General features: G+C 72.7%; 10 protein-coding genes. 2 read left to right on the top strand and 8 right to left on the bottom strand.

Annotation, left to right across the window (positions count from 1 at the left end; genetic code table 11):
- Positions 1–718 precede the first annotated feature (718 nt).
- Complete coding sequence (gene trpS / locus AB0O36_RS35160) at positions 719–1,705, top strand: tryptophan--tRNA ligase (protein ID WP_365117610.1); 987 nt, start codon at positions 719–721, stop codon at positions 1,703–1,705.
- A gap of 75 nt (positions 1,706–1,780) precedes the next feature.
- Here the strand turns inward: trpS and proC are convergent, their stop codons facing one another.
- The 5 genes from proC to AB0O36_RS35135 all read right to left on the bottom strand — a co-directional run bounded on the left by proC (position 1,781) and on the right by AB0O36_RS35135 (position 5,352).
- On the bottom strand, positions 1,781–2,590 hold the full coding sequence (proC, locus tag AB0O36_RS35155; protein ID WP_365117607.1) for a pyrroline-5-carboxylate reductase: 810 nt from the start codon (positions 2,588–2,590) through the stop codon (positions 1,781–1,783).
- Between the two features lie 135 nt (positions 2,591–2,725).
- Positions 2,726–3,496 (bottom strand): ABC transporter permease, encoded by a 771-nt coding sequence (locus tag AB0O36_RS35150; RefSeq protein ID WP_365117605.1) that lies wholly within the window; start codon positions 3,494–3,496, stop codon positions 2,726–2,728.
- Positions 3,493–4,323 (bottom strand): ABC transporter ATP-binding protein, encoded by an 831-nt coding sequence (locus tag AB0O36_RS35145; protein WP_365117602.1) that lies wholly within the window; start codon positions 4,321–4,323, stop codon positions 3,493–3,495. The genes AB0O36_RS35150 and AB0O36_RS35145 overlap by 4 nt, the downstream gene beginning before the upstream one ends.
- 99 nt (positions 4,324–4,422) lie before the next feature.
- Positions 4,423–4,935, bottom strand: a complete 513-nt coding sequence (locus AB0O36_RS35140) for a hypothetical protein (protein ID WP_365117600.1) — start codon at positions 4,933–4,935, stop codon at positions 4,423–4,425.
- Positions 4,936–5,049: 114 nt separating this feature from the next.
- A complete protein-coding gene (locus AB0O36_RS35135) occupies positions 5,050–5,352 on the bottom strand; it encodes a peptidase (RefSeq protein ID WP_365117597.1) in 303 nt (100 codons plus the stop codon).
- Between the two features lie 106 nt (positions 5,353–5,458).
- Here AB0O36_RS35135 and AB0O36_RS35130 point away from each other — a divergent pair, with 106 nt between their 5' ends.
- Positions 5,459–7,624 carry a serine/threonine-protein kinase gene (locus AB0O36_RS35130; protein WP_365117594.1) on the top strand — a complete coding sequence of 722 codons (2,166 nt, stop codon included), beginning with the start codon at positions 5,459–5,461 and terminating at the stop codon, positions 7,622–7,624.
- Between the two features lie 89 nt (positions 7,625–7,713).
- Here AB0O36_RS35130 and ilvD read toward each other — a convergent pair whose 3' ends face one another.
- The 3 genes from ilvD to AB0O36_RS35115 form a co-directional block, all read right to left on the bottom strand.
- Positions 7,714–9,564 carry a dihydroxy-acid dehydratase gene (ilvD, locus tag AB0O36_RS35125; RefSeq protein ID WP_365117592.1) on the bottom strand — a complete coding sequence of 617 codons (1,851 nt, stop codon included), beginning with the start codon at positions 9,562–9,564 and terminating at the stop codon, positions 7,714–7,716.
- A 108-nt stretch (positions 9,565–9,672) separates the two neighbouring features.
- Positions 9,673–10,326, bottom strand: a complete 654-nt coding sequence (locus AB0O36_RS35120; protein ID WP_365117589.1) for a TetR family transcriptional regulator — start codon at positions 10,324–10,326, stop codon at positions 9,673–9,675.
- Positions 10,323–11,231 carry a sugar phosphate isomerase/epimerase gene (locus AB0O36_RS35115; RefSeq protein ID WP_365117586.1) on the bottom strand — a complete coding sequence of 303 codons (909 nt, stop codon included), beginning with the start codon at positions 11,229–11,231 and terminating at the stop codon, positions 10,323–10,325. The genes AB0O36_RS35120 and AB0O36_RS35115 overlap by 4 nt, the downstream gene beginning before the upstream one ends.
- Between the last annotated feature and the right edge of the window lie 223 nt (positions 11,232–11,454).

Here is an 11,454-nt window from a genome sequence, read left to right as displayed (position 1 = left end):
TCCTTTGTACTTACCCTCTCGGGCTTTCCTCCGGGCGCTTCCTTCGTTCTTGCGTTTCCGACTCTATCAGATCTTTTCGGACCCGATTTCCTCGGTGCTTTCCGGTTCCGGCGCTTTCGCGCTTTTCCCTTCCGGCGTTTCCGACTCTATCAGATCCTTTCGGGCCTGACTCCCAGTCAGCGGGCTTGTCTTCCTGGCCCGTTGGGCCGTTCCGACAAGGTGAGACCTTAGCGGATTCCTTGCCCCCGACCTAATCGGCGGCTGTGCCTCTCGGACACGGATTCCTCATTCGCAAATACGCATGAAAACGAGACGACAAAGTGCGTCGTTCGTTCGAATGAGTGTTGCGGAATGGCTGTCCGGGGACCGACCGCAGTCGGCGCTCACGTCGGACAACTCGAAGAACCTTACGGACCTCGGACGCCTGTGTCAACCCCCGCCTGGCAGGGCACCCGGCCGTCCCTGTGCCCTGGCGATCCCCGTACGGCAATCCCCGTGCGGGAGCCGGCCCACGGGGCTAGCCTGGCCCGCATGACCACGCATGCGTACGCGCTCAGCCTTCGCTGGTGGGCCGCCTGACGGCGGCCGACCCCCGATACGAGCACGCATGCGCTCCACGGCCGCCGCCTCGGCGGCCGTTCGTGTTTCTGCCCTCCGGCAGTCGGTCGCCCGGGCAATTCAAGGCGGCCACCGACGACGACAGGGAACAGGAACGGACATGGCAAGGGTCTTCAGCGGGATCAAGCCGACCGGGCACATGACACTGGGCAACTATCTGGGCGCCGTACGGCAGTGGGTCGCGGCGCCCGACGACGGACTGTTCTGCGTCGTGGACCTGCACGCGCTGACCGTGGAGCACGATCCGGCGCGGGTGCGGCGGCTGAGCCGGCAGGCGGCGACGCTGCTGCTGGCCTCGGGGCTGGACCCGGAGCGGTGCACGCTCTTCGCGCAGAGCCACGTGGACGAGCACACCCGGCTCGCGTACGTACTGGAGTGCACCGCTTCGGACGGAGAGCTGCGCCGCATGGTGCAGTACAAGGAGAAGACGGCGAAGGCGCGGACCTCCGGGGAGCAGGTGCGGCTGTCGCTGCTGACCTATCCGGTGCTGATGGCCGCGGACATCCTCGCGTACGGGACGGACGAGGTGCCGGTCGGCGAGGACCAGCGGCAGCACGTCGAGCTGACCCGGGACCTGGCGGTGCGGTTCAACCAGCGGTACGGGCACACGTTCACGGTGCCGCGGGCGACGCTTCCGCCGGTGGCCGCGCGGGTGATGAACCTGCAGGACCCGACCTCGAAGATGGGGAAGTCCGACGACTCCGGACCGGGCATCGTCTATCTGCTCGACGAGCCGGAGACGGTGGTGCGGAAGGTGATGCGGGCGGTCACCGACAACGAGGGCGGGGTCGTGTACGACCGGGCGGCGCGGCCGGGGGCCGCGAATCTGCTGGACGTCCTGGCGGCCTGTACCGGCGGGGATCCGGAGCGGCTGGCCGAGGGGTACGAGGGCTACGGCGCGCTGAAGCGGGACGTCGCGGAGGCGGTGGTCGAGGTGCTGCGGCCGGTGCGCGAGCGCCACGCGGAGCTGGCGGCGGATCCGGCCGCGGTGGAGCGGGTGCTGCGGGCCGGGGCGGAACGGGCCCGGGGGCTGGCGCGGCCGGTGGTGGACCGGGCGTACGAGGCGATCGGGCTGCTCGCTCCCTGAAGGAGCTCGGCTCCCCGAAGGAGCTCGACTCCCGGGGAGGAGGCGGAGGGGCCCCGCGGTGCGGGGCCCCTGGCGTCAGCTGTTGCCGGAGGCGAGTGCGCGGCTGCGGTCGCGGGCGGCTTCGAGGGCGGCGATGAGGGCGGCCCGTACCCCGTGCTTCTCCAGCTCGACGATGGCGTTGATGGTCGTGCCGGCCGGGGAGGTGACGGCTTCGCGGAGCTTGACCGGGTGCTCACCGCTGTCGCGGAGCATCACGGCGGCGCCGACGGCGGCCTGGACGATGAGGTCGTGGGCCTGGGCGCGCGGCAGGCCGAGGAGGATGCCGGCGTCGGTCATGGCTTCGACGAGGTAGTAGAAGTACGCCGGGCCGGAGCCGGAGAGCGCGGTGGCGGCGTCCTGCTGGGACTCGGGGACCCGGAGGGTCTTGCCGACGCCGCCGAAGATCTCCTCGGTGTGGGAGAGGTCGGCGGCGGAGGCGTGGCTGCCGCCGGAGATGACGGACATGGCCTCGTCGACGAGGGCGGGGGTGTTGGTCATGACGCGCACGACGGGGGTGCCGGGGGCGAGCCGTTCCTCGAAGAAGGAGGTGGGGATGCCGGCGGCGCCGCTGATGACGAGGCGGTCGGCGGGGACGTGGGGGGCGAGTTCCTCCAGGAGCTTGCCCATGTCCTGCGGCTTGACGGTGAGGATGAGGGTGTCGGCGCGCTTGGCGGCTTCGGCGTTGGTGACGGCCTCGACTCCGTAGCGGGTGCGCAGTTCCTCGGCGCGCTCGGGGCGGCGGGCGGTGACCAGCAGCTTCGAGGCGGGCCAGCCTCCCCGGATCATGCCGCTGAGCAGGGCCTCGCCGATCTTGCCGGTGCCGAGGACTGCGACTGTCTGGGTCATTCGGGCTCACCTCGCCGAAAGTCTTGAACGGTCGTACGGCCTCATCCTCGCACTCGGGTGGGGGTCGGGGACGGGCTGTCCGATGCGTGGTCAGACGGGCCGGTGGGCCGGTCGGGCGGTCGGGTGGTGGGCCGGTCAGGCGGTGCGGCGGCGGAGGGTGGCGGCGCCGAGGGCGAGGACGAGCAGGGCGCAGCCGGCGACCACGAGGGCGTCGCGGACGAAGTCGGCGGTCATGTCGGTGTGGGTGAGGACCTCGTTCATGCCGTCGACCGCGTAGGACATGGGGAGGACGTTCGAGATGGCCTCCAGGACCGGCTGCATGGTGCTGCGGGCGGCGAAGAGGCCGCACAGCAGCAGCTGGGGGAAGATCACGGCCGGCATGAACTGGACGGCTTGGAACTCGGACGCGGCGAAGGCGGAGACGAAGAGGCCGAGGGCGGTGCCGAGGAGTGCGTCGAGCAGGGCGACGAGCAGCAGCAGCCAGGGGGAGCCGATGACGTCGAGGCCGAGGACCCAGAGGGCGGTGCCGGTGGCGAGGAGGGACTGGAGGACGGCGAGGCTGCCGAAGGCGAGGGCGTAGCCGGCGATGAGGTCGGCCTTGCCCAGCGGCATGGCGAGGAGGCGTTCGAGGGTGCCCGAGGTGCGTTCCCGGAGGGTGGCGATGGAGGTGATGAGGAACATCGTGATCAGCGGGAAGATGCCGAGGAGGCTGGCGCCGATGCCGTTGAAGGTGCGGGGGCTGCCGTCGAAGACGTAGCGCAGGAGCGTCAGCATCAGGACGGGGACCGCGAGCATCAGGGCGATGGAGCGGGGGTCGTGGCGGAGCTGGCGCAGGACGCGGGCGGCGGTGGCGGTGGTGCGGGCCGGGCTGATCGCCGGTGTGCCGGCGGGGTGTGTCGTGGTCATGGCTGCGGCTCCCGGGAGCGGAGGTTCGCCTCGTCGACGAGGTGGAGGAAGCCGGCCTCGACGGTCTCGGACCGGGTGCGGGCGCGGAGGGCGTCCGGGGTGTCGTGGGCCAGGATGCGGCCCTCGCGCATGAGGAGCAGGTCGTGGCAGCGCTCGGCCTCGTCCATGACGTGCGAGGAGACGAGGAGGGTGGTGCCGCGGGTGCGGGCGATCTCGTGGAAGAGGTTCCACAGGTCGCGGCGGAGTACGGGGTCCAGGCCGACGGTGGGTTCGTCGAGGACGAGGAGTTCGGGGGTGCCGAGCAGGGCGACGGCGAGGGAGACGCGGTTGCGCTGACCGCCGGAGAGCCGGCCGGCGAGGGCGTTGGCGTGGGTGGCGAGGTCCACGTCGGCGATGGCCCGGTCGACGTCGGCGCGGCGGATGCCGGCGGCGGCGCGGCCGGGGTTGAGGACGGCGGCGAAGTAGTCGAGGTTCTGCCGGACGGTGAGGTCGTCGTAGACGGACGGGGCCTGGGTGACGTACCCGATGCGGGAGCGGAGGACGGGGTGGCCGGCGGGGTGGCCGAGGACGTCGAGGGTGCCGGTGACGTGGGCCTGGGTGCCGACGACGGCGCGCATGAGGGTGGTCTTTCCGCAGCCGGAGGGGCCGAGGAGGCCGGTGATGCGGCCGCGGGGGACGTCGAAGTCGATGCCGTCGAGGACGGTGTGGAGGGCGCGGCCGGTGCCGCGGCGGACGGTCAGGGCGCGGGCGCGGACGGCGGGTGGGCCGTCGGGGGGTTCGAGCGGGTCGGGGGGTTCGAGCGGCTGACCGCCCTCGTTATTCATCATGTGATGAATATTGGACCTGGCGGTGCCGGGCGTCAAGGGCGTTGACGTGTTCGATGGCGGTGATGCCCGGGTTCGGTGGCGGTGGCCCCCCGGGCCGGACTACTTCTTGCGCTTGGGGCGGCGGGCGGCCGGGTTGCCGGTACGGGCGCTGCGGCGGCGGGTGTGGTCGGCGAGGGCCTTCTCGTACTCGGCGCGGTGCAGTGCCTCGCCGGGGGCTTCCTGCAGGCAGCGCAGGAAGTAAGCGATGAGCGAGCCGATGAAACCGATGAGCTTGAGGCCCTTGAGGGACGCCTCGTCGGAGGACGGCGCCGGGCGGCGCTTGAAGGATTCCCAGGTCTTGAAGAACGCGATGGAGCTGGAGATCGCGAAGAGGACGACGACCGAGATGGAGAGGAAGGAGCCGACGTTGCCGATCTCCAGGCCCTCGTAGGCGAGGCGGAGCAGGTAGGCGCTCGCGATCGCGGTGACGAGCGAGCCGGCGGCCATGCCGGCGCGGCGCAGGGCGTAGCCGTCGTCGTGGTTCACCCAGGTGGTGCCGAAGAACTTGATCGGCTCCGGGCGGGGGCCTGCGGGGGCCGCCTTGGCCTGCTCGTGCTGCTGCTCGTCGCTCACGTCTGCGATTATCCCCCGCCGGGGCGGGAGCGACCGGAGCCGTCCGGGTGCCGGACGGCTCGGCGGCGTCGGCGGCTCGGCGGAGTAGGCGGCCCGGCAGGCCGGCGGCTCGACTCAGCCGCAGCGGTTGGCGACGTAGCCGTCGCTGCCGGTCTTGACGTACGCGTCCGAGATGAACTGGCCGTTGCCGATGCAGTCCCAGATGTTGGTCGTGCCGTAGGGGCCGGAGACGTTGGTGCCGGGGCACTGGCAGCGGATGGTGACCCATGCGCCGGAGGTCAGCACCCTGACGACGGAGTAGTTCGTGCCCGGTCCGCTGCGGACGTTGACCTGATAGCCGGGGGCCACCGGATATGACTCGAAAGCCGTGTCCGCGGAGGCGCCTTCCGCCCGGACCGACCCGTTCTCCACCGACATGTGTGACTCCCCCCGTCGAGCCCTCCGGCTCGCAACTCGCGCAGGGTAGCAGGACCCAGGGGATTCGTACGGGCCATCGACTAGGCTCCGGCGGGGGTGGTGGGCCATGCGGTCGGTGCGGGCGGAGCAAGCCGAATTCCCTGAGTACGCCGGGCAGTACCGGCTGAAAACCGTGCTCGGGTCCGGCGGCATGGGCGTCGTGCATCTGGCCGATTCCGCCTCCGGCCTGAAACTCGCCGTGAAGGTCGTGCACGCCGAGCACGCCGTGGATCCGGAGTTCCGGGCGCGGTTCCGGCAGGAGATCGCCGCCGCGCGCCGGGTGAGCGGAGCGTTCACCGCGCCCGTCGTGGACGCCGACCCCGACGCCGAGCGGCCCTGGATGGCCACCTTGTTCATCGACGCGCCGACGCTCGCCGAGCGGGTGCGGGAACAGGTGCTGGACGGGCCCGAGGTGGCGCGGCTGGGGGCCGGTCTGGCCGAGGCGCTGCGGGACATCCACCGGGCCGGCGTGGTGCACCGGGACCTCAAGCCCAGCAACGTGCTGATGGCGGCCGACGGGCCGAAGGTCATCGACTTCGGCATCTCCCGCCCGTACGACAGCGAGCTGCGGACGGAGACCGGCAAGCTGATCGGGACTCCGCCGTTCATGGCCCCGGAGCAGTTCCAGCGGCCGCGGGAAGTCGGGCCGGCCGCGGACGTGTTCGCGATGGGGTCCGTGCTGGTGCACGCGGCGACCGGGCGGGGGCCCTTCGACTCCGACAGCCCGTACATCGTGGCGTACCAGGTGGTGCACGACGAGCCGGAGCTGAGCGGTGTGCCGGCCCGGCTGGAACCGATCATCGAGCGCTGTCTGGCGAAGGAGCCGGCGGAGCGGCCGTCGGCGGACGAGCTGATCGTGGCGCTGCGCGAGGCGGCGTACGCGACCTCCGACGACACCCGGGCGTTCATACCGCAGCCGCGCAGGCCGGTCGCCGCCGAGAGCGTCGCCCCGGCCGAGGAGGTCACGCACCAGCGGGTGCAGCCCCCGGAAGGTCCGTCCCCCGCTCCTGGCGGGCCGGGCGGGCGGGGGCGGAAGCGGCGGCTGGTGCTCTCGCTGGCGGTGGGACTGTTGCTGGTCGGCGGCGCGGTGGGCGGATACCTGTGGTCCGGGACGGGCCCGGACCCTTCCGGCCGGGCGGAGGCACCCGCCGGGCGCTCGGCGAAGCGGTCCGCTCCGTGGGCCGTCACCCTCGGCGGCCGGGGGACGACGGGCGGGGTCCCCGCCTGCTCCTGGGCGTCCGGGGGCCTGTACTGCTCGGCTGCGGGGACGCTCGCGGCGCGGCTGGAGCCGGCGGACGGCACCACGCGGTGGACCGTGCCCGGGCCCCCGTCCGGGATCCCCGGGACGGGAAGCGGTGCGCCCCTGACGGGCGGCGGGCCGGTCCTGGTCGCCCCTGAGGGCGCGAACACCGTGCGGGCCCTCGATCCGGCAACGGGCGGTCAGCGGTGGAAGCGTGACGTGCCGGTGGGCGGCCGTGTCCTGCCCGCCGGTGCACACCTGTTGATCGCGACCGTGGACGGCGCGGTCACCGGCCTCGATGCCGGCTCCGGCGCCCAGCGGTGGAGCCGGCACGTGGGCGGTCCCGGGTCCGTGTGGCTCACGCGTCCCGACGGCGGCCGGGGCCGTGCCGGCAGTCCGACGCTCTACGCCGCCACGCGCAGCACGGACGGCTCCTCGACCCAGGTGCAGGCGATCGATCCGGCGGACGGGTCGGCCCTGTGGACGGTCCGGGTGCCCGGGGTGGTCGAACCCGCCGGGGCGACGCAGGACTCGCTGGTCCTGCTGGCCAAGGACGCCCGGTCGAGGACCACTGCGGTGGTCCGGGTCGACCAGGGCGACCGCACCGTCCGGCGGACCGCCCTCGCAGTGCCGCTGCAGGACGCGGAGGCGGCCGTCGGTCCCGACGGCTTGGTCTACGCGGCCGGCACCACGGGCACGCTGGTGGCCGTGGGACCGGACGGCGAGAGCTGGCGGCTGCAGACGGGCGCCTCGCTGGTCTCCGCCCCCGTCTTCGCCGACGGCCGGGTGTTCCTGCTGGCCATGGACGGCCGGCTGCTGGCCGTGGACGCACGGGCGGGCCGGCTGCTGGGGCAGACGAAGCCCCGGATGGTGGCGGGGCAGACGTACACGATGGCCCTGCCCGCGCCGGTCGTCGCCGGCGGGCGGGTGTTCGGGGCGGCGCCCGACGGGTCGGTGTTCGCCGTCGACGCGGGGGATCCCGGGCGCTGGTGAGGTGCGGCGGGGACGGCGAACCCCGCCGGTCCGGGGTGGACGGCGGGGTTCGCGGGAAACCGGGGAAGCGGGACGGGCCCGGCCGCCGGTCAGCCCAGCTTCGAGACGTCGCGTACGGCGCCCTTGTCGGCGCTGGTGGCCATGGCCGCGTAGGCGCGCAGGGCCGCGGAGACCTGGCGTTCCCGGTCCTTGGGGGCGTAGACGCCGCCGAGGGCCTCGCGGCGGGCGGCCAGGGTCTCCTCGTCGACCAGCAGCTCGATGGAGCGGCTCGGGATGTCGATGCGGATCCGGTCGCCGTTCTCGACCAGGGCGATGGTGCCGCCCGAGGCCGCCTCCGGGGAGGCGTGGCCGATGGAGAGGCCCGAGGTGCCTCCGGAGAAGCGGCCGTCGGTGACCAGGGCGCAGGTCTTGCCCAGGCCGCGGCCCTTCAGGAAGGAGGTCGGGTAGAGCATCTCCTGCATGCCGGGGCCGCCCTTGGGGCCCTCGTAGCGGATGACGACGACGTCGCCGTGCGTGACCTTCTTGGAGAGGATCTTCTCGACGGCCTCGTCCTGCGACTCGCAGACCACGGCCGGGCCCTCGAAGGTCCAGATGGACTCGTCGACGCCGGCGGTCTTCACGACGCAGCCGTCCTCGGCGAGGTTGCCCTTGAGGACGGCGAGGCCGCCGTCCTTGGAGTACGCGTGCTCGACGGAGCGGATGCAGCCGCCCTCGGCGTCCAGGTCCAGGGTCTCCCAGCGCTCGGACTGCGAGAAGGCGCTGGCGGAACGGACGCAGCCGGGGGCCGCGTGCCACAGCTCCATCGCCTCGTCGGTGGCGGTGCCGGAGCGGGCGTCCCACTTGGCCAGCCAGTCCTCCAGGTTGGTGGAGTGGACCGTGGTGACGTCCTTGTTGAGCAGGCCGCCGCGGTGCAGCTCGCCGAGGATGGCGGGGATGCCGCCGGCGCGGTGCACGTCCTCCATGTAGTACGTGCCGCCGGGCGCGACGTTCGGCGCGACCTTGGCCAGGCACGGGACGCGGCGCGAGACCTCGTTGATGTCCTTCAGGTCGTAGTCCAGGCCGGCCTCCTGGGCGGCGGCGAGGAGGTGGAGGATCGTGTTGGTCGAGCCGCCCATCGCGATGTCGAGGGCCATGGCGTTCTCGAAGGCCTGGCGGGAGGCGATGTTGCGCGGCAGGACGGAGTGGTCGTCCTGCTCGTAGTGGCGCTTGGTGATCTCGACGATGGTGCGGGCGGCCTCTTCGTAGAGGGCGCGGCGCGCGGTGTGGGTGGCGAGGACCGAGCCGTTGCCGGGGAGGGCCAGGCCGATGGCCTCGGCGAGGCAGTTCATCGAGTTGGCGGTGAACATGCCGGAACACGAACCGCAGGTCGGGCAGGCGTTCTCCTCGATGCGGAGGATGTCCTCGTCCGAGACGTTCTCGCTGACCGCGCTGACCATCGCGTCGACCAGGTCGAGCTTGCGGACGGTGCCGTCGACCAGGGTGGCCTGGCCGGCCTCCATCGGGCCGCCGGAGACGAAGACCACCGGGATGTTCAGGCGCATGGCGGCCATCAGCATGCCGGGGGTGATCTTGTCGCAGTTGGAGATGCAGATCAGGGCGTCGGCGCAGTGCGCCTCGACCATGTACTCCACGCTGTCCGCGATCAGGTCGCGGGAGGGCAGGGAGTAGAGCATGCCGGCGTGGCCCATGGCGATGCCGTCGTCGACCGCGATGGTGTTGAACTCGCGGGGGATGGCGCCGGCGGCGCGGATGGCGTCGGAGACGATCCGGCCGACGGGGGCGAGGTGGGTGTGGCCGGGCACGAACTCGGTGAAGGAGTTGGCGACCGCGATGATCGGCTTCCCGATGTCCTCGCTCGCTACGCCCGAGGCGCGCATCAGGGCGCGCGCGCCAGCCATGTTGCGGCCGTGGGTGACGGTGCGGGACCTCAGCTCGGGCATCGGGTTCAGCTCCCCATGAGTATGGACGTTGCTCACTACGAGGCTACGCCTCCTGATCGCGATACGGACAAGGTGTCCGGATCCCGGGACGGGAGGGTCAGTCTTCGGTCAGGGTTCCGTCAGGTACCGCTGGAGGGTGGGGGCCACCAGTTCGACGATGGCCTCCGGGTCCGCGGACGCGAGCGGCTCGACCTGGACGACGTACCGCAGGACGGCGATGCCGACCATGTGGGAGGCGGCGAGCTCGGCGCGGAAGGTCGGGTCGGGGACGTCGAGGTCGGCCGCCACCCGCTCCAGGACGCGGCGCAGCACCAGCTGCCGGAGCACCTTGGCGGCGGCCTCGTGGGTGAGGGCGGACCGGATGACGGCGAGCAGCGGGGCGCGGGTGACCGGGTTCTCCCAGACGCCCAGGAAGTAGCGGACGAGGCGTTCGCCGATGCCTTCGGGGCCCTCGCCGATCACGACGGGGACGATGAGGGCGGGTTCCATGCTGACCTCGACGGCGGCGGCGAAGAGGTCGTCCTTGGTGCCGAAGTAGTGGTGGACCAGGGCCGGGTCCACGCCGGCGGCCTTGGCGATGCCGCGTACGGAGGTCTTGTCGTAGCCGCGTTCGGCGAAGACCTCGCGGGCGGCGAGGCGGATGCGTTCCTGCGTGCTGGGGCCGTCGTCGGCGGCGTCGCGGGGCGGACGGCCCGGGCCGCGGCGGGGGCGCCAGGGTTCCGGTGCGTCGCCGGCGGGGCCGGGGGCGGCGGGGGTGCTCATGGGCGCGGCACCCGCCAGGGGGCATAGCCGCCGGGGGGCTCCGCGGGGTCGGTGCGAGCGGCGGGGCCGGTGCGGCCGGCGGGGTGCCGGAGTGCGTTCGGGGCGGTGGCGGCCAGGTGCAGCCGGGTGAAGGCGAGGGCCTCGGCGAGGTCGGCCTCGCGCTCCGCGGAGGACATGGCCCGGCGGGTGTTGACCTCGATCACGACGTGGCCGTCGAAACCGCCGAGCGCCAGGCGTTCCAGCAGTTCGGCGCAGGGCTGGGTGCCGCGGCCGGGGACGAGGTGCTCGTCCTTGGCGGAGCCGTTCCCGTCGGCGAGGTGCACGTGGGCGAGCCGGTCGCCCATCCGGTCGACCATGGCGGTGGCGTCGGTACGGGCCGTGGCGGTGTGCGAGAGGTCGACGGTGAAGTGGCGGTAGTCGTCCTTGGTGACGTCCCACTCCGGCGCGTACGCGAGCATCTCGCGGTCGCGGTAGCGCCAGGGGTACATGTTCTCGACGGCGAAACGTACGTCGGTCTCGTCGGCCATGCGCCAGATGCCGGTGACGAAGTCGCGGGCGTACTGGCGCTGCCAGCGGAACGGCGGGTGCACGACGACGGTGGACGCGCCGAGCCGTTCGGCTGCCGCCCGGGCGCGGCGGAGCTTGGTCCACGGGTCGGTGGACCACACGCGCTGGGTGATCAGCAGGCAGGGGGCGTGGACGGCGAGGATGGGCACCTGGTGGTAGTCGGACAGGCGGCGGAGCGCCTCCACGTCCTGGCTGACCGGGTCGGTCCAGACCATCACCTCGACGCCGTCGTAGCCGAGGCGGCCGGCGATCTCGAAGGCGGTGGCAGTGGACTCGGGGTAGACCGAGGCAGTGCTCAGCGCGACCTTCGCGTTCGGGATGCGGACGGGTTCTGCCACGGGGACAGCGTACGGGCCGCTCCGCCGGCGGGGCCCGCCCGGGGGAAAACCGGGGCCCGCGCCCCGGCGATCGCCTCGCGGCGGGCCGCTTCCCGCTTCCGGCCGGGTCCGGGTCCGGGTCCGGGTCCGGCTCCGATGCCGGCTCCGATGCCGGCCTGGTCCGGTCCGTGCGCCGGCACCTGCGGCTTGTCCGGTTCGCCACGTGCCTGTCCGGTCGCGGTGC

The organism is Streptomyces sp. NPDC089799 (assembly GCF_040684755.1).
Classification (GTDB): domain Bacteria; phylum Actinomycetota; class Actinomycetes; order Streptomycetales; family Streptomycetaceae; genus Streptomyces.
This window is presented reverse-complemented; position numbering and strand designations above follow the sequence as displayed.

Excerpts from the sequence above, each read along its gene's own strand:
- AB0O36_RS35130 (WP_365117594.1), top strand. The coding sequence starts at position 5,459 with ATGCGGTCGGTGCGGGCGGAGCAAGCCGAATTCCCTGAGTACGCCGGG.
- ilvD (WP_365117592.1), bottom strand. The coding sequence starts at position 9,564 with ATGCCCGAGCTGAGGTCCCGCACCGTCACCCACGGCCGCAACATGGCT.
- AB0O36_RS35135 (WP_365117597.1), bottom strand. The coding sequence starts at position 5,352 with ATGTCGGTGGAGAACGGGTCGGTCCGGGCGGAAGGCGCCTCCGCGGAC.
- proC (WP_365117607.1), bottom strand. The coding sequence starts at position 2,590 with ATGACCCAGACAGTCGCAGTCCTCGGCACCGGCAAGATCGGCGAGGCC.
- AB0O36_RS35120 (WP_365117589.1), bottom strand. The coding sequence starts at position 10,326 with ATGAGCACCCCCGCCGCCCCCGGCCCCGCCGGCGACGCACCGGAACCC.
- trpS (WP_365117610.1), top strand. The coding sequence starts at position 719 with ATGGCAAGGGTCTTCAGCGGGATCAAGCCGACCGGGCACATGACACTG.
- AB0O36_RS35145 (WP_365117602.1), bottom strand. The coding sequence starts at position 4,323 with ATGATGAATAACGAGGGCGGTCAGCCGCTCGAACCCCCCGACCCGCTC.
- AB0O36_RS35150 (WP_365117605.1), bottom strand. The coding sequence starts at position 3,496 with ATGACCACGACACACCCCGCCGGCACACCGGCGATCAGCCCGGCCCGC.